The sequence below is a fragment of the Anaerosalibacter bizertensis genome (assembly GCF_009696605.1).
Taxonomy (GTDB): domain Bacteria; phylum Bacillota; class Clostridia; order Tissierellales; family Sporanaerobacteraceae; genus Anaerosalibacter; species Anaerosalibacter bizertensis.
In genome coordinates, this window is the sequence record NZ_VULR01000004.1 from 118,717 (window position 1) to 142,538 (window position 23,822).

Consider the following 23,822-nt stretch of genomic DNA (forward strand, 5'->3'; position numbering starts at 1 on the left):
TCAACTATATAAGATTTCTTTTAATTTTTTTTCAACTTGTTCTTTTTTTGATAAATTACCTACATAAATAGTATTAAGTTTATCAAAATTAAATATTTTTTCTACTACAATTTCTATGTCTTCCATATCTACTTCATTTATTTTTTTTACTATTTCATTTGGATGATAGGTTTTATCCATTAACAGCTTACTCCTACCTATTTCAGCCATTCTACTAGAAGTATTTTCTAATCCTAATAAGTAATTGCCTTTCAATTGTTCTTTTGATTTAAATAGCTCTTCTTTTGTAATAAGCTCTTTTTTTGCAATTTCTATATCTTCTTTAACCAATTCTACAGCTTCATATATTTTTTCTGGATTTAAACCTACATATATTGTAAATGTGCCTGTTTTTTCATAAAAAGAAGGATGAGAATAGACAGAATATGCTAATCCTTTGTCTTCTCTTATTCTTTGAAATAACCTTGAACTCATACTTCCACCAAAAATATTATCAAATACAAGAAGAGGATATACATAGTTATTCTTTCGTGATAACCCTTCCATACCAATAAGTAAATTTAATTGTTCAGTGTCTTTTATGAACCCATTTATTTTTTTAGTATAAACATAATTTTGATCTAGTATGATTCTGTCGTTCTTATTATCTTGAATATTAAAGTCTCCAAAATAATCTTCAAGTAATTTCAATGTTTCATTTTCATTTATATTTCCAACAATTGAAATAACAATATTCTCTGGAGTATAATTCTTTTTAAAATAATCTATAATATCTTCTCTATCTATACTTTCTAAACTATCTATAGTTCCTAATATAGGTAGTTCTAAAGATGTACCTTCAAACATAGTTTTTGCTAATAAATCATAAGCAATATCTTCAGGAGAATCTTGATACATTTTAATTTCTTCATATATTACTTTTTTCTCTTTTAATATATCTTCTTCGTTAAATAAACTATTCTTTAGCATATCAGATAATAGATCAATAGCTAATCTCTCATAAGTATTTAAAACTTTTACATAAAGACATGTATATTCTTTAGTTGTAAAAGCATTTAGTTGTCCTCCTATATTATCAATAGATTCAGCAATTTCCTTAGCTGTTCTATTTTTAGTTCCCTTGAAAAGCAAATGTTCAATAAAATGAGAAATGCCACTGTTATGCTTGTCCTCATTTATAGATCCATTTTTTATCCATATCCCTAATGAAATGGAATTTACATAGGGAATGTTTTCCATTACTATGTTAATTCCATTGCTAAGTATTTTATTATTATACATTTTTACCTCCCATTTATCTTATGTTCTTTAATTTATTTTATAACTTGGCCAACCTTAACTATATCATATCCTTCTTCTTTAAGTGTTTGAATAATTACAGGTAACGCTTTTATAGTTTCTTTTGTAGGATGCATCAATACTATAGCAGAATTTTCTGCTTGAGTTAACACTCTATTTATTATTTTATCTTGAGTACTGTCTTCTCGCCAATCTATGGTATCAATACTCCACATAATTATATCATAATTTAATTCTTCTGCTGCTTTAATTGTATTATCATTAAAAGAACCTGCCGGAGGTGCAAAATATTTGCACTCCATATTTAATATATTATTTAAAACTTCATGACATTTTTTAATTTCTCTTAAATTATCATCATAATTTAATTTTCCATAGTCAGCATGAGCATATCCATGGTTTCCTATTTCATGTTTATATGAGTATATATCTTTTAATAATTTTTCGTTCTTTTCTGCCCATTTTCCCGTAACAAAAAAAGTTATTTTAATATCTTCTTTTTCAAATATAGATAGCATTTCAGGTATGTACTCATTGCCCCAATCCACATTACAAGCAAAGGCAATAACTTTTTCGTCTATATTACCTTTATAATAAATATCTTCTTTAAATGTCTCTTCTGAATTTTTATAGTATATATTATAAAATATTATTGCAAATATTGCTAATACTAAAATGGTTATTAACAAACGTAACTTTTGTTTTTTTATATAGAAAATTTTCATGTTTTCCCTCCTTTTTTTATTTAATATATTATATTCATTTTAATTTAATATATTCTATATCATTTATGATAAGATTTACTATGATATTAGTGTATAAAAAAACATGAACCAGCTTCAGGTTCATGTTTTTTTATTTTTTCTTATCTTTTCTATCTTTTTTTTCATCTTCATCTTTTGGTAAAGTAGCTTTTCTAGATAGATTTATTCTTCCTTGATTATCTATTTCTATTACTTTTACAAGTATTTCATCTCCAATAGATAGAACATCTTCTACTTTATTTATTCTTTCTCTTGCTATATTAGATATATGAACTAAACCTTCTTTTCCATTTAATATTTCTACAAAAGCTCCAAATGGAACAATTCTATTTACTTTACCTAAATATACTTCTCCAACTTCCACATCTTTTACTGCTCTGTTCACCATCTCCATAGCTTTATTTCCTTTTTCTTCATCATCCGCCGCTATAAGAACTTTACCTTTTTCATCTATATCAATCTTGACATCTGTTTCATCAATTATTTTGTTAATAACTTTTCCACCTGGTCCAATTACATCTCTTATTTTTTCTGGACTTACTTGCATAGTAAATATCCTTGGAGCATATGGTGACAATTGTTCTCTTGGTTCGGGAATTACAGATAACATTTTATTTAAAATAAATAATCTACCCATTCTTGCTCTTTCCAATGCCTCTTCCAATATTTCTCTTCCTATTCCAGCTATTTTTATATCCATTTGAATAGCTGTAATTCCTTTTGCAGTACCTGCAACTTTAAAATCCATATCTCCTAAAAAGTCTTCTAAACCTTGAATATCTGTCAAAATAACAACTTTATCTTCCGATTTCATAAGTCCCATGGCAATACCTGCAACTGGTGCTTTAATAGGTACTCCTGCATCTAATAATGCTAAAGTACTTCCACATACACTAGCTTGAGAGGAAGATCCATTAGAGCTTAATATCTCAGATACTAATCTTATAGTATATGGGAATTCTTCTTCAGAAGGTATAACTGGTTCTAAAGCTCTTTCTGCTAAAGCTCCATGACCAATTTCTCTTCTTCCAGGCCCTCTAAGCATTCTAGTTTCTCCAACGCTATATGGTGGAAAATTATAATGATGCATATATCGCTTAGATTCTTCTTCATCAATTCCATCAATTATTTGTACATCACTTGAAGCACCTAATGTAGCAATTGTAAGAGCTTGAGTTTGACCTCTTGTAAATAGTCCTGAACCATGAGCCCTAGGCAACAAACCTACATCAATAGATATAGGACGTATTTCATCTACTTTTCTGTTGTCTGGCCTAATTCCTTTTTCTAATATCATTCTTCGAACTTCTTCTTTTTTTATTTCATTTATAACTTCATCTATATCTTTTTCGTTATCTGGATATTTTTCTAGAAAATATTCAAAAATTTCTTCTTTAACTTTATCCATGTTTTCTTCTCTTACTTGTTTATCAGTAGCTTGGATGGCTTCTTTAATTTTTTCTGTAGCAAAATCTCTTACTTGTTTTTCTATTTCTTCTTCAGGTTTAAAAATCTCATATTCTACTTTTTCTTTTCCTACTTCTTTTCTTATTTCCTCTATGAAATTACATATACCTTTTATATGCTCATGAGCAGTTATTATACTCTCTAGCATAATCTCCTCAGATACTTCATTTGCTCCTGCTTCTACCATCATTACGGCATCTTTAGTACCAGATACTACTAAATGTAGTTCAGATTTATCCCTTTCTTCACTGTTAGGATTAATAATAATTTCATCATCTACTAATCCTACTAATACTGAGCCAGTAGGTCCGGAAAACGGAATATCTGATATTGTTAAAGCTATAGAAGAACCTATCATAGCAATAATATCAGGAGTACAATCTTGATCAGTAGATAGAACTGTTGCAATAACTTGTACATCATTTCTATAGCCCTTTGGAAATAATGGCCTTATAGGCCTATCAATAAGCCTTGAAGTTAGAATTGCTTTTTCGCTGGGTCTTCCTTCTCTTTTTATAAATCCTCCAGGAATTTTTCCAACTGAATAAAGCCTTTCTTCAAAATCCACACTCAATGGGAAAAAATCTATTCCTTCTCTTGGTTCCTTAGAAGCAGTAGCCGTTACTAGTACAACAGTATCCCCATATCTGACTACACAAGCTCCATTTGCCTGTTCAGCAACTTTACCTATAGTTACAGACAGTTTTCTGCCTGCTAACTCGTATTCAAAAACTTTTTCCATGCTTTACCTCCTTTTATTCCTATAAAAAAACAATTAACAATAATATTATAACCTATTTTTTATAAAAAATTTTATTAGCTAACAAACATAATTTAAGTCTAATAAATCAATAGAGCGGGAATCCCGCTCTATACTATCTTCTTATTCCTAATTTTTCAATAAGATTACGATATCTTTCAATATCTGACTTTTTTAAATATTTTAATAAACCTCTTCTTTGACCAACCATCTTCAATAAACCTCTTCTTGAATGATGATCCTTCTTATGATCTTTAAGATGTTCATTTAAAGTATTAATCCTATGAGTCAATATAGCGATTTGAACTTCTGGTGAACCTGTATCACCTTCGTGTATCTTATAATCTTCAATAATTTTTGCTTTTTCTTCCTTAGTCAATGCCAATGGAAGCACCTCCTCAAATTTTATTTTCGCCTTTAGCTAAGTAAATCGTCGAGGATACGATAAACTTAGCTAAAGGTAACGAAACTAGATTAATTTTATCATATACTTATTGAATTGTAAACATAATTAATTGTTTTTTATATTCTCTACATCTTTTAACATTTGATCTATAAGTTCTTCTTTTTTATTAAACTTAATTTCCTCTCTATGGAATTGTAAAAATTTTATAGAGATTTTTTCACCATATATGTCTTGATTGAAGTCCAATATATAACTTTCTACACTGATATCATAATCATTGAAAGTAGGATTTTCACCTACATTTGTTAGACTTAAATATTCTTTTCCATTAACCATAGTAATAGTTTTATATACTCCAAACCTAGGAATTAAATATCCTTCATCTAGTTTAAGATTTGCTGTAGGAAACCCCAGTCCCTTTCCTCTTTTATTCCCAGCTACTACTTTTCCTTCCATCTCATAAGGCCTTCCTAAAAAGTCATTAGCTTTTTTAATATTTCCTTCTCTCAAAAGTTTTCTTATTAAAGTACTACTTATAACTTCTTCTTCACCATAAACGGGTTCTACTACTATAACTTCAAAACCTAACTCTTTGCCTAACTCTTTTAAATAATTGCTATCTCCTTTTGCTTTATATCCAAATCTGTAATTAAAACCTACTACTACTAGCTTGACATGTAATTTATCGATTAATATATCCTCTACAAATTGTTTTGGACTAAGTCGCATTATATCTTCATTGAAATTCATTGAATAAATCATTTCAACACCAATAGATTCTAACAGTTCAATCTTTTGATTGTTTGAAGTAAGCATATTAGGTTTCTTATCTTTATTTATTACATTCTTAGTATGAGTTGTAAAAAGTAGTACTGAGGTCTTCAGTTCTTTTTTCTTACCTTCATGTACCATAGTTTTAATAAGTTGTTGATGCCCTATATGAAGTCCATCAAAATTACCTAAAGCTACAGCTGTTGCTCCTTTTACTCTCTCATTTTTATCATAACTTATCATTTCCATAATTTATCACCTTTATAATAATACTTTATCCATTTTTAAAATATATTTTTCATTTCTATTTATAACTTTTCCTACACCTATGAATGTGTTATCACAATAAATACGTAAGAACTCATCTAATTCAATCCCTTTTGGTATATCATCTTGTTTTAACTCTAATTTTTCACCATTAGATAACTTTTTCCAAAAAAAACTTGGAAAATTAAGGTGTTTGAAATCCTTCAAACCTTTATCCATAGGTATTAAAATATCTTCAATTTTTTTATCATTATACTTATCATAAATACTATCTAAGCTAACTGATTCTTTTATATTAAATGGATAAACTTCTTCTCTTATTAAATAAGACATATATCCATATGTACCTAGAAGTTGTCCTATATCATCACATAAAGTTCTTATATATGTTCCTCTAGAACATCTAACTCTAAATAATATTTTATTATTATCTACTATATTTAATATAGATATATCATATATATGCACCTTTCTCTTTTCTCTTTCTACTTCTATGCCTTCTCTAGCCAACTCATATAATTTTTTCCCTTTATGTTTCAAAGCTGAATACATAGGTGGAAGTTGATATATTTCACCTTTAAAACAATCAAAAGCTTTAATGATTTCTGATTCCGTTACAATTTTGTTTGATTGTTTTAAAACTATTCCATCTTCATCTTGGGTATCAGTTTTATAACCTAATGTAAGTTCTCCAACATATACCTTATCTGAATTTAATAAGTATTCACTAATCCGTGTAGCCTTACCTATGCATATAGGTAAGACTCCACTAGCATTTGGATCCAGTGTACCTGTATGGCCTACTTTTCTTATACCCAATATTTTTCTAACTTCTCTAACTATATCATGAGAAGATAAACCTTTAGGTTTAAATATGTTTAAAATTCCATTCATGGCATCACCTTAAATAACATTATATATTTCATTCAGTATTAATTTTTTTGCATTTTCTATATTGTCATATATGGTGCAACCTGCAGCTCTTTTATGTCCGCCTCCATTAAATCTTAAGGAAATATTAGAAACATCAACTTTCTTTTTAGATCTTAAACTAACTTTTATCTCCTCTTTATTGACTTCTTTTAAAATACATGCTACTTCTACATTTTCAATATCTCTAATAAAGGATACAATACCTTCTGCATCTTCTAAGGTAGCTCTACAAGTTTTTAACATATCTTGAGTTACTTTAACTATAGCGATTTTACCTTTTTTTAATATATCCAACGTATTTAAAGATTCTATGAAAAGTCTAGTTCTTTCTAATGTCCTACTTTGATATATGTTCACTATAATATTATTCAAATCAATATCTTTACTTAATAAATCTGCTGCAACTAAATGAGTATATTTTGTTGTACTATCATACATGAAACTTCCTGTATCTGTGCTTATAGCAACATAAAGACATGTGGATATATCTTCGTCCATTTCAACATCCATTTCTTTTATAATTCGATATACTATTTCTCCTGTAGCACTAGCAGTCGGTAAAACAATATTTAAATCTCCAAAATTCTCATTGGTTATATGGTGATCTATATTAATAAGCTTTTTAGCCTTTAAAGCCATATCTTTTGCTATGCCCAATCTGTCAATATCTCCACTATCTAAAGCTATGAAAAGATCTATATCTTTTTCTGTGTTCAATTCTTTAAAAAGGTGCATATTAGGTAAAAATTGATAATCTTTCGGTATATTATCAACTTTTATAATATGCACATTTTTATTCAACTTTTCAATAGCCCTACCTAAAGCTAGTAAGGAGCCAATATTGTCACCATCCGGCTGTATATGGCTTGCTAAATAAATATTGTTACTAGCTTTAATATATTCTATACATTTCTCTATTAGTAGGTCTAACTCTTTATTCATCTGTATTACCTCTTTTATCTTTCTCATTAACTTTATCTATAAGCTTTGACATATATATGCCATGTTCAATAGATTCATCTAATTGAAAAACAGGTTCTGGAACGTATCGCAAGTCTATTTTATTGCCTATTTCTTTCCTTATAAAACCTTTGGCACTTTCTAAGCCTTTTATTGTGTCTTTTTTTTCTTTTTCTTTTCCTAAGACACTTATATAAACTTTAGCATATCTTAAGTCCCTGGTAACTTCAACATGTGTAACACTTGTCATAGGTGAAATCCTAGGGTCTTTTAAATCATTAGATATTATATATGAAATTGCTTTTTTTACTTCTTCAGAAATCCTGTTTATTCTTTTATTGTTCATAAAGGAATACACCCCTATCTTTCTACTTCTTTTAAAATATATGCTTCTATAATATCTCCTTCTTTTATATCATTGTAATTTTCAAGACTTAAGCCACCTTCATAACCTGATTGAATTTCTTTAGCATCATCTTTAAAACGTTTCAAAGATGATATGTCGCCTTCATAAATTACTACATCTTCTCTTAATAATCTAATTTTAGAATTTCTTGTTATCTTGCCTTGTAAAACATAAATACCTGCAACCATGCCTACATTAGGTACCTTAAATGTAGCTCTTATTTCTGCTCTTCCAATAACTTCTTCTTCGATAGTAGGATCTAATAACCCTCTCATAGCTGATTCTATATCTTCTATAGCATCATATATAACTCTATAAGTTCTTATATCTACACTTTCTCTTTTAGATATATCTATAGCAGTTAAAGTAGGTCTTACATTAAATCCTATTATAATAGCATTAGAAGCAGAAGCTAACATAACATCACTTTCTGTAATTCCACCAACTCCACCATGAATAACATTTACTCTAACTTCATCAGTTTCTAACTTAGATAAAGATTGTTTTACAGCTTCCATAGAGCCTTTTACATCAGCTTTTATTATTACATTTAATTCTTTAACTTCACCTAATTGTATCTTCTCAAAAAGATCATCTAGAGAAACTTTTTGAGAAGATTTTAGCTGTTCTTCCCTTATTTTTTCTTTTCTAGCTTGTGTATAATTTCTTGCCTTCTTTTCATTTTCTACTACATATAAATGTTCTCCAGCTTCCGGAACTTCAGATAAACCTAATATCATAACTGGTATAGATGGAGTTGCTTTTTTAACCCTTTTTCCCTTATCGTTCAACATTGCTCTTACTCTTCCATGAGCAGTTCCAGATACTACTATATCTCCTACTTTTAGCGTACCTTTTTGAACTAATACAGTTGCAACAGGCCCTCTACCTTTATCAAGCTCAGCCTCTACTATTATGCCCACTGCCTTTCTATTAGGATTTGCTTTTAATTCTTGCATCTCTGCTACTAATAATATCATCTCTAATACATCGTCAATACCTTCCTCGTTACGAGCAGAAACTGGAACACATATAGTATCTCCTCCCCAGTCTTCTGGAACTAAACCATATTCTACTAACTCTTGTTTGATTCTATCTGGATTTGCTGTAGGTTTATCCATTTTATTTATTGCAACAATTATAGGTACATTAGCAGCTTTAGCATGATTTATAGCTTCAACAGTTTGTGGCATAACTCCATCATCTGCAGCAACTACTAAAATAGCTATATCGGTAACTTGAGCTCCTCTTGCCCTCATAGTTGTAAATGCCTCATGACCAGGTGTATCTAGAAATACAATTTTTTCTCCATCTATATTTATAGTCGATGCTCCAATATGCTGAGTTATTCCACCAGCTTCTCTTTCAGTTACTGCTGTCTTTCTTATAGCATCTAATAGAGAGGTTTTTCCATGATCTACATGACCCATAACTGTTACTATAGGTGGTCTTGGTTTTAAATCTTTAGGATCATCCTCAAAATCTAGATGAAAACCAATCTCCTCATCATCCTCTTCAACAGATGACTTTTTAATGGAAATTCCAAATTCTTCAGCAATAATACTCGCAGTATCAAAATCCACAGATTGATTTTGATTTGCCATAATTCCTAAAGAAATAAGTTTAGTAATAACTTCACTAGGAGTCACTTCTAATTTTTCTGCTAAATCTTTAACTATTATATTTTCTTCTATTTCTATAACCCCATTTTCATTTTTTTCTTCCATATCTTTGTCTTCCTTCTCTGCATTGCTAGTATTCTTACTATTATTTATCTCTGAATCACTTTCTGTTCTCAGCAATTCTTTTATTAAATCTGCTTCTTCTTTTTCTACAGTACTCATATGGCTATTTATATCTAAATTTAAATCTGCAACTTTCTCTATTAATTCTTTACTAGTTATTTTTAATTCTTTTGCCAATTCATATACTCTGACTTTTGTCAAACTATACACCCCCTAAATTAGTTAAAGGTGACTTTATATCTAATTGTTATGATTTTTTAAGTATTATATTTGTTAATTCTTCAAATATTTCTTCTGGAATCTCACATCCTAATACTTTAGAAAGTTTTTTGGTTTTTTTAATAGAGTTTAAACATTCTAAATCATTACAAATATAAGCTCCTCTTCCATTCTTTTTACCTGTTAAGTCCAGTATTACACCTTCTTCTTTATTTTTGACTACTCTGATTAAATCTTTTTTATTTTTTTTATCTCCACAACTTATGCATTTTCTTAGAGGTATTTTTTTACTTTTCAACTAAATCACCCCTATTCTCCTATTTCTTCTTTATATTGGCTTTCACTTTTAATATCTATTTTCCAATTAGTAAGTTTTGCTGCAAGCCTAGCATTTTGTCCTTCTTTGCCTATTGCTAAAGATAATTGAAAATCTGGTACTACAACTAATGCAGATTTCTCTCTTTCATCAATCTCAACTTTTAATACTTGTGAAGGACTTAGGCTATTAGAAATAAATTCATCTACATTTTTACTCCATACAACTATATCAATTTTTTCACCATTTAACTCTTCAACTATAGCCTTTACTCTACTTCCCTTAAAACCCACACAAGCTCCTACTGGATCTACATTATCATCTTTAGAATAAACTGCAAGTTTTGTTCTAGAACCTGCTTCTCTAGATATTGCATATATGTCTACTACTCCATCATGAATCTCTGGAACTTCTAATTCAAAAAGTCTTTTTACCAATCCAGGATGAGATCTTGAAAGTATTATTTGCGGACCTTTCGTAGTCTTTTTCACTTCTAAAATGTAAACTTTTATTCTACCACCTTGTTCATAATTCTCATTTTCAATTTGCTCTGAAGGTGGAAGTACACCCTCAGTTTTGCCTAAATCAATGTAAACCATATTTTTACTTACTCTCTGAATCATTCCAGTAACTATTTCATTTTCCCTATTTACAAATTCCTTATAAATGACTTCTCGTTCTGCTTCTTTTATTTTCTGCATAACTACTTGTTTTGAAGTTTGAGCTGCGATTCTCCCAAAATTCTTAGGTGTAATTTCTATCTTAACTATATCATCAACTTCATATTTACTATCAATTTCTTTAGCTTCATCTAAGCTGATTTCTAAAAACTCATCAGATACATCTTCTACTATAGTTTTGTTTGAATATACCTTTACTGAACCAGTAGTTCTATCTATTTCCACTTCTACATTTTGAGATGAACCAAAGTTTTTTTTGTATCCTGATATAAGTGCAGATTCTAAAGCATCAAATATTATGTCTTTCGATATCCCCTTCTCCTTTTCTATCTCCTCAAGAGCCTGTATAAATTCGGCTTTCATTTTTTTCAAAACCTCCCTCAAAATATAACAGCTAAATTAACTTTAGATATAATCTTTCTAGGAATCTCAATCTCCCCTAATTCAGAATCAATTATTTTAATAAAATCTCCATCAAAATATAACAGTTCTCCTACAAGCTTTTTCTTACCTTGAAAATTCTTATACAAGCTAACTTCCACATCTTCCCCTAAGTTTCTATTCAAATCTTTATCTGTTTTAAGTGGTCTATCAAGACCTGGAGATGAAACTTCTAAATAATATGCAATATCGATAGGATCGTATTCATCTAACTTTTCACTTACAACTTGACTTACTTTTTGGCAATCATCTATTGTTATTCCACCTGGTTTATCAATAAAAATCCTTAAAAAATAGCTACTTCCTTCTTTAACAAATTCTACATCAACCAGTTCAAAACCGAATTCGCTAATTGTGGGCTCACTAATTTTATGTATCAAGTCTACTATATCTTTTCTTTTCATAATATCACCTCCATTATTTTAACTTATACTTTTTTAAAATTTTTCTATAATTATTAATTGTAAATACATTTCACAATCCTATTTTTTCATAAATATATTTATTTATACTCAATATCTAGTATCTAAATAAAGTAAAGAGTGGGAACTCCCACTCTTTACTTTATCAAATATCATAAGTATTGTCATTAATATTATAACATCTTCAGATAAAAAATCAAATATTAAATAAATTAAGCTGATTTCTCTCAGGTATATCATTAAGACATTTATGCCTTTTTAAAGCTTCTATCACTGTCTTTCCTACCTTAGCTCTATTCATTAGATCTTCTACTGAAATAAATTCACCAGATTCTCTTTCCTTAGCTATATTTTTAGCTGCAGTTTGACCTACTCCCGGTAAACATTTTAAGGGTGGGATAATTCCCGAATCTCCTATTAAAAACTTATCACTATCTGATTTATATAAATCAACTTTTTCAAACTTATATCCTCTAGAATACATTTCAAGAGCTACTTCAAGAACAGTTAATAGATTCCTTTCTTTTGCAGTTATATCTTGAGAGGATTCTAACTCCTCCATCTTGTTCCTAACTGTAGATATGCCTTCTAATATTAAATCTGCATCAAAATCACTAGCTTTAGTTGTAAAATAAGTTGCATAAAAAGCTTCTGGGTGATAAACCTTAAAATAGGCAATTCTAAAAGACATCATAACATATGCTACAGCATGGGCTTTAGGAAACATATATTTTATCTTTTTACATGATTCTATATACCAGTTAGGAATATTCATTTCTCTCATATAATTTTCATCTTCTTCAGTTAAACCTTTACCTTTTCTAACTTTCTCCATGATTTTAAATGATCTTTTTTTATCTAACCCTTCATATATTAAAAACAACATAATATCATCTCTAGTAGAAATAACATCACTAAATTCAGCTATCTTATTCTTAACTATTAATTGAGCATTATTCAACCATACATCTGTTCCATGAGAAAGCCCACTAATTTGGACTAATTCAGCAAATGTAGTTGGTTTAGTGTCTACAAGCATCTGCCTAACAAACCTAGTACCAAATTCTGGTATACCCAAAGTTCCTACTTCTGTATTTATATCTTCTTTAGTAACTCCTAAAGATTTAGTACTAGTAAATAGTTCCATAGTCTTTTCATCATCTAATGGTATACTTTCAGGCTTAACACCAGTTATATCTTCTAACATTTTAATTATTGTAGGAACATCATGGCCTAATATATCTAACTTTAATATTCTTCCACTAATAGAATTGTAATCAAAATGGGTAGTTATTACTCCAGACTTTTTATCATCCGCCGGATACTGTATCGGTGAAAAATCATATATATCCTTATATTTTGGAACTATCATAACTCCTCCTGGATGTTGCCCTGATGTTCTTTTTACTCCAGTTAAACCTTTAACCAATCTATTTATTTCTGCTGGATGAGCATAAACATCCTTTTCATCAAAATATTTTTTTACAAATCCATAAGCCGTTTTCTCTGCAATCGTTCCTATTGTACCAGCTCTAAATACATATCCTTCACCAAAAAGTTCTTCTGTATATTTATGGGCTATAGGTTGATATTCACCTGCAAAGTTTAAATCTATATCTGGTTCTTTATCACCTTCGAACCCTAAAAAAACCTCAAAAGGTATATCATGACCATCTTTCTTTAGTTCAGCATTACATTTTGGACATTTTTTATCTGGTAAATCAACTCCAGAACCTACAGATCCATCTTCAAAAAAATAACTATATTGACATTCTGGACACACATAATGAGGAACCAAAGGATTTACTTCAGTAATTCCACTCATAGTTGCAACAAAAGAAGAGCCAACAGATCCCCTTGAACCTACCAAATAGCCATCTTCTAAAGATTTCCATACTAATTTTTGAGCAATTATATACATAACAGCATAACCATTTTTTATAATAGAATTTAGCTCTTTATCCAATCTTTCCTTAACTATGTTGGGTAATGGATTTCCATATATACTTATAGCCCTATTATAAGTTATATCTTTTAATTGTTCCTCTGCACCCTCAATAACAGGTGGAAAAGTTCCATCTGGAATTGGCAGTATATCTTCGCATATATCAGCAATATAATTAGTATTTTTTATAACTACTTCTTTTGCTTTTTCTTCTCCTAAATAATTAAACTCCTCAAGCATTTCATCTGTACTTCTAAAATAAAGTGGTGGCTGATTATCTGCATCTGAAAAGCCTTGTCCGTTCATTAATATTCTTCTATATACTTCATCCTCTTTATTAAGAAAATGTACATCTCCAGTTGCAACAACAGGCTTTTTATATATTTCCCCTAATTCAACTATATTTCTATTTATATTCTTTAATTCTTCTATATCTTTCACCATGCCATTTCTCACTAAATGCATATTATTACCTATAGGTTGTACTTCTAAATAATCATAAAAATTAACAATTTGTCTAATTTGATTGTTATCACTGCTATTTAATATACTTTTATAAAGCTCTCCTGCCTCACAAGCACTTCCTAATATAAGACCTTCTCTATATTTAATCAATAGTGATTTAGGTATTCTAGGTCTTCTATAAAAATAATTTAAATGAGACTCAGAAACTATTTTATAGAGATTTTTTAAGCCTGTATAATTTTTTACTAATATAATTATATGATATGTTTGTCCCTTATAAGCATTTTCAGTATCTTGTAATTTAGTATTAATCTCATAGAGTTTAGTTATTCCTTTTTTCTCTAAAATCTCTAAACATTTTAAAAATATATCAGCAGTAGCTTCAGCATCATCTACTGCTCTATGATGGTTTTCTAAATTAACCTTTAGATATTTAGCGATGGTATTAAGCTTGTGATTTTTAAGCTGTGGAAATAAACTTCTTGTTAATTCTAAAGTATCTAAAACTGGATTATCTATTTCCATACCTATTCTAGAAAAATTTTCTCTCATAAAACCTACATCAAAAGAAGCATTATGAGCAACTAAAACAGTTTCTTTAATAAACTTATGGAATTTAGGAAGTACTTCTTCTATCGTAGGTTCATCTTTAACCATTTCATCAGTTATTCCAGTTAATTTTATGATTTTTTCTGGAATTGGTCTTTCTGGATTTATCAATTGACTAAATCTATCAACTACTTTTCCGTTTTTTATCTTTACTGCACCTATTTCTGTAACTTTATCATTCATAGGAGAAAACCCAGTAGTTTCTATATCAAATACTACATATTCGCAATCAATATCTTCATCTTTGTAATTTATAACTATAGAACCAATATCATTCACAAGATAGCCCTCAACTCCATATATAACTTTTAAACCATATTTTTTATAGGCTTCCATTCCTTCTGGAAATCCTTGTACCACTCCATGATCTGTAATAGCAATAGCTTTATGTCCCCAATCACTTGCCTGTTTAGCTAACTCTGAAAATTTAGTTAAACCATCCATAGCACTCATTTGAGTATGTAAGTGGAGTTCTACTCTTTTTTGCTCTGAATTATCTTCTCTTCTAGGCGGCTCCATCAAATTTAAAGCTCTAATCATCAATACTGAACTTCTAGAATAGTTATCATATACTACTTCTCCCCTGATCCTTACATATGTTCCTTCTTTTACATAATTTTCAAATCCCTCTTTGTCCTTCTTTTTTAAAAAAGCTTTTGCCGTAATAGAATTTGTAAAATCAGTTATATTAAAAATAAAAAGGGTCTTCCCACCTTTTATTTCTCTAGATTCAACTTCAAATACTTTTCCTTCCAAGGTTACAACACCTGAATTTATGTTTATATCTCTTATTTTTGATATGTCACCATCAATTTTTCCACCATAATTATATGAATAATTTTGTTTTAACTCCTTATTATTTGAGCTTTCTTTTTTGCGTTCATAGTTCGATAACTTTAAAAAATTTTTTGATAAAGTTTTTTCTTCTTTTTTCTTTTGAATGAAAAAATCTTCTTTATCTATATTACTTATATCGCTTTTTTTAATATCAGAATCTATCTTTACTTTAATTTCAGTCTTAAATTCATTGTTTATCTTTTTCTCTATTTTATCTTCTATTCCATTTTTCTTTAAAGTATATAATGAAATCTCATTTTCAGAATTTAATATTAGTGAATCATCAATTAAAGTCCATTTCACATCATTTATCCATGCACTACTAGATGGTATTTCGCTTTTTATAATATGAACAATATTAAACCAATAGTCTTCCATTATAAATTGAAAGTCATTTTCCTTTATATCGTATAAAACACTAATATTTACATTATCAAATTTATAGAACTTTCTACTTAAAGATCTTCTTAATACATCTATTTCTTCTTCCTTAATTAATTTATTAGAAATTAACTTCAAATAAATATCCTTATTTTTTATATCTAATAAAACTTCATTTATATAAGCTTCATTTAAATTTTCTAAATTTAAATGAAGCTTATTTTTCAATAATATTTTTTCTAGTTTCTTTTGATTATCCATATACTTAAAAGGAACCTCCAAACATAAAGTTTATAATTAAATATTTTCAACTTCTTTTACAAGTTCATCTATTAGCTTTTCTTCGCTAACTTTTTTTATTATTTTACCTTTTTTGAAAATCAATCCACAGCCATTACCTCCAGCTATCCCAATATCTGCCTCTCTAGCTTCTCCAGGTCCATTTACTGCACATCCCATAATAGCTAGCTTAATTGGTTTATCTACATGATCAAGCCTGCTTTGGACTTCTTCTACTAGTTGAACTAAATTTATTTGAGTTCTTCCACAAGTAGGACAAGATATTATTTGTATTCCATCTTCTAATAAATTTAAAGATTTCAGTATTTCTCTTCCTACTCTAACCTCTTCTACTGGATCTCCTGTTAAAGAAACCCTTATAGTATCACCCACTCCCATTGCCAACAAAGCTCCTATTCCTACAGAAGACTTTACAGTCCCATTCCATATTGGTCCAGCCTCTGTTATACCTAAATGAAAGGGATAGTCTACATATTCAGCCATCTTTAAATAGGATTTAATGGTTAAAGGTACACTAGTGGCTTTTAAAGAAATCTTTATATTTGTATAATTCATATCTTCTAAAATCTTTATATGTTCTAAAGCACTGTATACCATAGAATTTTCATTAACCCCATCATATTTCTCTAAAGCTCTTTTACTTATAGAACCAGAGTTAACGCCTATTCTAATAGGTATATTCCTTTCTTGACAAGCCTTTACTACTTCTTTTACCCTTCTTATAGAACAAATATTTCCTGGATTTATTCGTAATCCATCAATTCCATTATCAACAGATTCAATAGCTAACCTATAATCAAACTGTATGTCTCCAATTATTGGAATTGTTGTTTCTTTTTTTATCTCTTTTATAGCTTTTGCTGCTTCTATATCAGGAATAGCTACTCTCACAATATCACATTTAGCTTTTTCAAGGTCTATGATTTGATTGATTGTAGATTTTATATCTCTAGTATCTGTATTAGTCATAGACTGTACAGATATAGGATTATCTCCACCAATTTCAACATTTCCAACTTTTAGTTCCATAGTTTTTCTTCTACTCATATTTTCACCTTCTAAGTAATAATTTATTTTTTTAGAATGATTAAAAAAACCTAACTATATCAGAATAAGTAACAAAAACCATTAATATTATTAGCAAAACAAAACCAATAAAATGTATAAATCCTTCTTTTTCCGGATTTATAGGCTTTCCTCTAAACAATTCAATTAACATAAATAATATTCTACTACCGTCTAAAGCTGGAAGTGGCAATAAATTAAAAAATCCTAAATTGACACTTATAAAACCAGTTATATATAAAACGTTTATAAAACCATATTTTGCAGCTTCTCCTACAGTATATATAACACCTACTGGTCCTGATAAATCTCCCTTCTTAACCTGACCTGTAAAAAGCATTTTAAGAAACTGGAACATAAGTCCTAGTACCATTCCTGTTTTTTCAATACCGCCTTTTATAGCAGAACTAAAGCTCTTTTTCATTTGAGGTACTATACCAATAACATATCTATCTATCTCTTTATCAAATTCAGGTCTTAGGAGAAACTCTTTCTTTTCTGAACCTCTTAAAACAATAACCTCCATATCTTCTGTGGATTTTTCATCACTTATTTTCTCAACTACAGTTTTCCAAGATTTTGTTTCTGTATTATTTACACTTATAATTCTGTCACCAGCTTTTAAACCCACATTATACGCTGGTGAATCTACTATAACCTCATCTATAATAGTAGTAGGCATACCTGTTCCATAAGAAACAATAGTAAAAACTATTATAGCTAAAATAAAGTTCATAATAGCTCCTGCTGCTACTACCAAGATTCTAGAACCTATTGGTTTTTTATTGAAGCTTTTCGGATCATTTGATGATTCATCTTCCCCTTCCATTCTTACATATCCACCTATAGGTAGAACTCTTATAGAATAATCTGTTTCCCCTTTTGTTTTATGGAATAGTCTCGGCCCCATGCCTATAGAAAATTCATGCACTTTTATTCCTACCATCTTTGCCGTAATAAAGTGTCCAAACTCATGAAATAATATTACTATCATGAATACAAATATTGCTGCTAAAGCTGTATTCAACTAATACACCACCTATCTTTTTAAAGTATCAAATATTTAACACAATAATATACTACTGGAGCTGTAAAAAGTATACTATCAAATCTATCCAATATACCTCCATGTCCAGGCATTATATATCCATAATCCTTAATACCAGTTACTCTTTTTATTTTCGAAGCAGTTAAATCACCAATTTGTGCCATAATAGAAGCTATAATTGACAATAAAATATTTTTCCATAATGGAGTTAAATAAAAATACTTAGAAAAAATTGTTGTTAATAAAATACTACCCAAAATACCACCTATGGAACCTTCTATAGTTTTATTAGGACTTAGTTTAGGACAAAGCTTTTTTTTACCAAATAGATTCCCTACAATATATGCAAAAGTATCAGTTCCCCAGGCAGTAATGAAAATAAGCCATATATATATACTTTTATCTAAATATGTTATATGAAACATTAAAAAAGGGACATATAGCATTCCTAATAAAGTCATTCCTATATCTATTATATTTAAATCCTTTCTTACTATTAATAAAAATAACATTATTATTGTTGAAATAAAAATAAGAAAATCCAAGCTCATCAAACTAGGTTTAATATTAATTAAAAATAAACCTAAAGCAAAAATATACCCTAAAGCTCTTATAGGCTTAAACTCTTTTTTATTCATAGCGTTATAAAATTCATAAATCCCAACAATCGATATGAATAAAACACCAATATTTAATACTAAGCCACCTTTTGATGCTATTAATATTAATAATATGACTCCAATTAATCCACTTATGCTTCTAATTATTAATTCTTTCACTTAAATTCCCCCATATCTTCTATCCCTTTTTTGATAGTCTATAATGGCTCGATAAAAATGTTCTTCTCTAAAATCAGGCCAATAAATATTGTAAAAACAAAATTCTGTATAAGCTATTTGGTATAATAAAAAATTGCTTATTCTCAATTCCCCACTAGGTCTTATAAGTAAATCTGGATCTGGTTGATTTTTAGTATAAAGATATTTATTAAAAGTATTGACATTTAACTCTTCTATATCCATTTTACCCATTTCTACATCTTTTAAAATATTTTTTGTTGCTTCAATTATTTCATCTCTTCCTCCATAGTTCAAAGCAATATTTAAAGTCATTTTATCATTATTCTTAGTCTTTTCTATAGCTTTTTCTACTTCAATTCTTGGTAATAAAGGTAATTTAGATATATCACCTAGAGCTTGGACCTTTATATTATTTTTATGCAAAGTATTAAGTTCTGCTCTTAAATATTGAACCAGTAGCTTCATAAGACCATTTATTTCTTTTTCTGGTCTTTTCCAATTTTCTGTAGAAAAAGCGTATAATGATAAATATTTTATACCTATCTTTGCAGCCACTTCAACAATTTCTTTAACCCTTTCCATACCTTCTTTATGTCCAGCTGTTCTTGGCAAAAATCTTTTTTTAGCCCATCTACCATTGCCATCCATGATAATAGCTACATGGTTAGGTAAGTTACTTACGTCAATTTTTTCTTTTAAACTTTCAATTGTTTTTTCCTTATTTTCCATATAGATTGCCTCCAATAGTTTTAACTTGTAAAAATACCCCTTCTATTATAGAAGGGGTATTTTGGTGATTTCGATAGTTTTTAGACTTCCATTAACTCTTCTTCCTTCTTTTCAGTTAACTTGTCAATTTCATCAATGTATTTATCAGTAATATTTTGAGTTTCAATTTCTGCTTGTTTTCTTTCATCTTCACTTATCTCTTTGTTTTTTTCCATCTTTTTTAATCTATCATTTGCTTCTCTTCTTGTGTTTCTAATAGCAATCTTTGCATTTTCTGCACTTTTTCCTACAAGTTTTACTAGGTCTTTCCTTCTTTCCTCTGTCAATTGAGGAATAGGGAGTCTAATTAATTTACCATCATTAGAAGGGTTCAATCCTAAATCAGATGTTAGTACTGCTTTTTCGATTTGAGGAATAGTGTTAGCATCCCAAGGTTGTATAACCAACATTCTTGGTTCAGGAGCTGAAATACTAGCTAATTGATTTAATGGAGTTAATACTCCATAATAGTCCACACTTATTTTATCTAACAATGCTGGATTAGCTCTCCCAGCTCTAATACCTGTTAAATCTTCTTTATAAACACTAACAGTTTTTTTCATCTTTTCTTCAGCTTCCTTATGAACATCTAAATACATATACTTAATCCTCCTTTATTTCTGTGCCAATTTTTTCACCTAAAACAACATTCAAAATGTTATCAGGGCTATCGATACCAAATACAATCAAAGGAATTTTATTGTCCATACATAAAGATGTAGCAGTAGAATCCATTACACCTAATCCTAGATTTAAAACATCTATGTATCTTAAATGTTCGAATTTTTTAGCAGATATATTCTCATGAGGATCTGAGTCATATACACCATCAACGCCCTTTTTAGCAAGCAGCATAACATCCGCCTCAATTTCTGCTGCTCTCAGCGCCGCTGCAGTATCAGTAGTGAAATATGGATTTCCTGAACCTGCTGCAAATATAACTACCCTTCCTTTTTCTAAATGTCTTATAGCCCTTCTTCTAATATAAGGTTCTGCAATTTGTCTCATTTCTATTGCAGTTTGAACTCTAGTTATTACGCCCATTGTTTCTAGGGCATCTTGCAATGCTAGTGCATTTATAACAGTGCCTAACATCCCCATATAATCGGATGTAGTTCTATCCATGCCTTTGCTACTTCTTCCTCTCCAAAAATTGCCTCCTCCTACAACTATAGCAACTTCTACTCCTATCTCATTTAATCTTTTAATTTCATTGGAGATTTTTGTAATTGTGTTCTCATCGATTCCAAAGCCTTTTTTCCCTGATAAAGCTTCTCCACTTAATTTTAAAACTACTCTCTTATACTTCGCTTTAGTCATGGTAACACTCCCTGCTTTATATATTTCTACATCAATATACTTTTTCCTTCCTTTATAGGAATTTTTATTTAAATGGAGAACATAATTATGTTCTCCATTTAAATTAATTCTTCATTTGTTTTGCAACTTCTTCAGCAAAATCTTCTTCTCTTTTTTCTAGACCCTCTCCAACTTCAAATCTTACGAATCTTCTTATTTTTATATTTTCTCCAATTGTTGTTATTTGTTCATTTAAAAGATCTTTAACTTTTACACTTGGATCTTTTATAAAAGGTTGTTCTAATAGACAAATTTGCTCGAAAAATTTACCTAGTCTTCCTTCTACTATTTTTTCTGCTACATGCTCTGGTTTCCCTTCATTAACTACTTGATGAATTAATATTTCCTTTTCTTTTTGAACTTCTTCTTCCGGTACATCTTCTTTTGAAACATATTTTGGATTTGCAGCTGCAACTTGCATTGCCATATCATGAACAAATTCTTGGAAATTTTCATTTTTAGCTACAAAGTCTGTTTCAGTATTTACTTCTATTAAAACTCCAATTCTTCCACCATGTATATATGAATCAACAAGACCTTCTGCAGCTATTCTACTAGCTTTTTTAGCAGCCTTTGATAATCCTTTTTCTCTTAACAATTCTATGGCTTGTTCTATATTTCCTTCGGTTTCTTGTAAAGCTTTTTTGCAATCCATCATCCCTACACCTGTTCTCTCTCTTAACTCTTTAACTAATGCAGCTGATATAGCCATATTATCCCTCCTTATCTTATTAAATAAAAAGGTAAGAGTAGTAAGGGAACCTATCCCTTATATGACCCTTACCAGTTTATATTTACTCTTCAGTTTCTTCTATTTGTTCTCCTTGTCTGCCTTCGATTACTGCATTTGCAATCGTTCCTGTAAGTAATTTTACAGCTCTAATGGCATCGTCATTCCCTGGTATTACGTAGTCTATTTCATCAGGATCACAGTTAGTATCAACTATTGCTACAACTGGTATTCCTAATATCTTCGCTTCATTTACTGCAATTCTTTCTTTTCTTGGATCTACAACAAATAATACATCAGGAAGACCACCCATATTTTGAATACCACCTAAAAACTTTTCAAGTCTTTCAGTTTCATGCTTAAGTTGCATTACTTCTTTTTTAGGTAATACTTCAAAAATACCTTCTTCTTCCATTTCTTTCAATTCATGTAGTCTATCAATTCTCTTTTTTATAGTTTTATAGTTAGTTAACATACCACCTAACCATCTTTGATTTACATAATACATGCCACATCTTTTAGCTTCAGATTCAATAGCTTCTTGGGCTTGTTTCTTAGTTCCCACAAATAATACTTTCCCACCATTTGCAGATACATCCTTAACAAACTCATAAGCCTCTTCTACCTTTTTAACTGTTTTTTGTAAATCAATAATATATATTCCATTTCTTTCTGTAAATATATATTCTGCCATCTTTGGATTCCATCTTCTAGTTTGATGTCCAAAATGAACACCTGCTTCTAAAAGACTTTTCATAGTAACAACTGACATTATAAGTTCACCTCCTAGTTTTATTCCTCCATTCCCTTCATCTTTCTAAGGAACCTTTAAATTAGGCACTTCCCTAAAAATTAGAGAATGTGTGTAATCACTTTAGTAGTATAACACAGAGTTTCCAATTATTCAACATATATTTAGTATTTTTTATATTATTTTCTCATCTTTAATATTATATCAATTTCTCTTACTCCCCTATTTAATTTTTTAGCTATTTCCTTATTAGTTAGTCCAATATTTTTTAGCTCAAATATTTTAGCTATCTCTTCATTTTCTTCTGTATATTTATCTTCTTTAAATAAATATTCTTCTTCCTTTGTTCTATATTGTTCATTATCATTTAAATTTTCAAATTTATTTTCTATTTTATCTATAGATGAGTTAACCAACATTTCAAATTCTTCCATTATTTTTATTGACATTTCTTCATGCTTTTTAATATCTAAATACATTTCTTCAATATACTTATATTTTTTATCCTTCCTTTTTTCTTCTCTCATAATATATGTAAAAGAAATTATAACTAATAATATTCCTATTAATAATAAAATTGTATAAACCATAGTCTACTCCTTACTATATCTTAATATCTATATTATGTCCTATGTAAGATTTTTTACCGTCTTTTTTTTATTCTTTCTTTTTTTAGAAGAATGGTCTTTATTATTCTTTTTTTTACTGTCTTTTATATTTATATTAGTCATCTCACTTTTGTTTGGATTTCCAACTCTATTCAAATCTTTTTTAATTTTATTTTGTTCATAAGTAAAATTTTGTTGGGTCTGAGTTTCACATTTCTTATTTTCAATATGTTTTAACTGAGATAATTCTTGTGACTTTGGCAACAAACTATTATAATCTATAGGTCTAATTGCCATTTT

The 23,822-nt window shown here is 29.2% G+C and carries 23 protein-coding genes; all 23 read right to left on the minus strand.

Translation table 11 applies throughout. The features are described 5' to 3' along the window. Positions 1–1,281, minus strand: coding sequence for a M16 family metallopeptidase (locus FYJ27_RS04355; protein ID WP_154483634.1), 1,281 nt, complete (start codon positions 1,279–1,281; stop codon positions 1–3). A 32-nt stretch (positions 1,282–1,313) separates the two neighbouring features. Then, complete coding sequence (locus FYJ27_RS04360; RefSeq protein WP_154483635.1) at positions 1,314–2,024, minus strand: polysaccharide deacetylase family protein; 711 nt, start codon at positions 2,022–2,024, stop codon at positions 1,314–1,316. A gap of 130 nt (positions 2,025–2,154) precedes the next feature. Then, positions 2,155–4,272, minus strand: a complete 2,118-nt coding sequence (locus FYJ27_RS04365) for a polyribonucleotide nucleotidyltransferase (protein WP_154483636.1) — start codon at positions 4,270–4,272, stop codon at positions 2,155–2,157. Positions 4,273–4,405: 133 nt separating this feature from the next. Further along, positions 4,406–4,675 carry a 30S ribosomal protein S15 gene (gene rpsO, locus FYJ27_RS04370; RefSeq protein ID WP_154483637.1) on the minus strand — a complete coding sequence of 90 codons (270 nt, stop codon included), beginning with the start codon at positions 4,673–4,675 and terminating at the stop codon, positions 4,406–4,408. 126 nt (positions 4,676–4,801) lie between these two features. Beyond that, positions 4,802–5,716, minus strand: coding sequence for a bifunctional riboflavin kinase/FAD synthetase (locus tag FYJ27_RS04375; RefSeq protein WP_154483638.1), 915 nt, complete (start codon positions 5,714–5,716; stop codon positions 4,802–4,804). A 12-nt stretch (positions 5,717–5,728) separates the two neighbouring features. Then, entirely contained in the window at positions 5,729–6,628 is a 900-nt protein-coding gene (truB, locus tag FYJ27_RS04380; protein ID WP_154483639.1) for a tRNA pseudouridine(55) synthase TruB, read from the minus strand. A 9-nt stretch (positions 6,629–6,637) separates the two neighbouring features. Continuing rightward, on the minus strand, positions 6,638–7,609 hold the full coding sequence (locus FYJ27_RS04385) for a DHH family phosphoesterase (protein WP_154483640.1): 972 nt from the start codon (positions 7,607–7,609) through the stop codon (positions 6,638–6,640). Next, positions 7,602–7,973, minus strand: a complete 372-nt coding sequence (gene rbfA / locus FYJ27_RS04390) for a 30S ribosome-binding factor RbfA (RefSeq protein ID WP_154483641.1) — start codon at positions 7,971–7,973, stop codon at positions 7,602–7,604. The genes FYJ27_RS04385 and rbfA overlap by 8 nt, the downstream gene beginning before the upstream one ends. Positions 7,974–7,987: 14 nt before the next feature. Beyond that, complete coding sequence (infB, locus tag FYJ27_RS04395; protein WP_412030650.1) at positions 7,988–9,988, minus strand: translation initiation factor IF-2; 2,001 nt, start codon at positions 9,986–9,988, stop codon at positions 7,988–7,990. Between the two features lie 37 nt (positions 9,989–10,025). Continuing rightward, the gene (rnpM, locus tag FYJ27_RS04400; protein WP_154483643.1) at positions 10,026–10,295 is read right to left on the minus strand and encodes an RNase P modulator RnpM; all 270 of its coding nucleotides are present in this window, start codon (positions 10,293–10,295) and stop codon (positions 10,026–10,028) included. A gap of 11 nt (positions 10,296–10,306) precedes the next feature. After that, the gene (gene nusA, locus FYJ27_RS04405) at positions 10,307–11,356 is read right to left on the minus strand and encodes a transcription termination factor NusA (protein WP_154483644.1); all 1,050 of its coding nucleotides are present in this window, start codon (positions 11,354–11,356) and stop codon (positions 10,307–10,309) included. A 17-nt stretch (positions 11,357–11,373) separates the two neighbouring features. Further along, positions 11,374–11,838, minus strand: coding sequence for a ribosome maturation factor RimP (rimP, locus tag FYJ27_RS04410; RefSeq protein ID WP_154483645.1), 465 nt, complete (start codon positions 11,836–11,838; stop codon positions 11,374–11,376). Positions 11,839–12,052: 214 nt separating this feature from the next. Beyond that, the gene (locus tag FYJ27_RS04415) at positions 12,053–16,354 is read right to left on the minus strand and encodes a PolC-type DNA polymerase III (protein ID WP_154483646.1); all 4,302 of its coding nucleotides are present in this window, start codon (positions 16,352–16,354) and stop codon (positions 12,053–12,055) included. A gap of 36 nt (positions 16,355–16,390) precedes the next feature. Then, the gene (ispG, locus tag FYJ27_RS04420; protein ID WP_154483647.1) at positions 16,391–17,440 is read right to left on the minus strand and encodes a flavodoxin-dependent (E)-4-hydroxy-3-methylbut-2-enyl-diphosphate synthase; all 1,050 of its coding nucleotides are present in this window, start codon (positions 17,438–17,440) and stop codon (positions 16,391–16,393) included. 40 nt (positions 17,441–17,480) lie between these two features. Next, the gene (rseP, locus tag FYJ27_RS04425; protein WP_154483648.1) at positions 17,481–18,485 is read right to left on the minus strand and encodes an RIP metalloprotease RseP; all 1,005 of its coding nucleotides are present in this window, start codon (positions 18,483–18,485) and stop codon (positions 17,481–17,483) included. Positions 18,486–18,505: 20 nt separating this feature from the next. After that, a complete protein-coding gene (locus FYJ27_RS04430) occupies positions 18,506–19,285 on the minus strand; it encodes a phosphatidate cytidylyltransferase (RefSeq protein ID WP_326831032.1) in 780 nt (259 codons plus the stop codon). Further along, complete coding sequence (locus FYJ27_RS04435) at positions 19,286–20,035, minus strand: isoprenyl transferase (protein ID WP_154483649.1); 750 nt, start codon at positions 20,033–20,035, stop codon at positions 19,286–19,288. A gap of 80 nt (positions 20,036–20,115) precedes the next feature. Beyond that, complete coding sequence (gene frr, locus FYJ27_RS04440) at positions 20,116–20,673, minus strand: ribosome recycling factor (RefSeq protein WP_154483650.1); 558 nt, start codon at positions 20,671–20,673, stop codon at positions 20,116–20,118. 4 nt (positions 20,674–20,677) lie between these two features. Beyond that, a complete protein-coding gene (gene pyrH, locus FYJ27_RS04445) occupies positions 20,678–21,394 on the minus strand; it encodes a UMP kinase (RefSeq protein ID WP_154483651.1) in 717 nt (238 codons plus the stop codon). Positions 21,395–21,497: 103 nt separating this feature from the next. Next, positions 21,498–22,145 (minus strand): translation elongation factor Ts, encoded by a 648-nt coding sequence (tsf, locus tag FYJ27_RS04450; RefSeq protein ID WP_154483652.1) that lies wholly within the window; start codon positions 22,143–22,145, stop codon positions 21,498–21,500. Positions 22,146–22,227: 82 nt separating this feature from the next. Beyond that, positions 22,228–22,935 (minus strand): 30S ribosomal protein S2, encoded by a 708-nt coding sequence (gene rpsB / locus FYJ27_RS04455; RefSeq protein ID WP_154483653.1) that lies wholly within the window; start codon positions 22,933–22,935, stop codon positions 22,228–22,230. Between the two features lie 158 nt (positions 22,936–23,093). Beyond that, a complete protein-coding gene (locus FYJ27_RS04460; RefSeq protein WP_154483654.1) occupies positions 23,094–23,504 on the minus strand; it encodes a hypothetical protein in 411 nt (136 codons plus the stop codon). A 39-nt stretch (positions 23,505–23,543) separates the two neighbouring features. Next, the gene (locus FYJ27_RS04465) at positions 23,544–23,819 is read right to left on the minus strand and encodes a hypothetical protein (RefSeq protein WP_154483655.1); all 276 of its coding nucleotides are present in this window, start codon (positions 23,817–23,819) and stop codon (positions 23,544–23,546) included. Between the last annotated feature and the right edge of the window lie 3 nt (positions 23,820–23,822).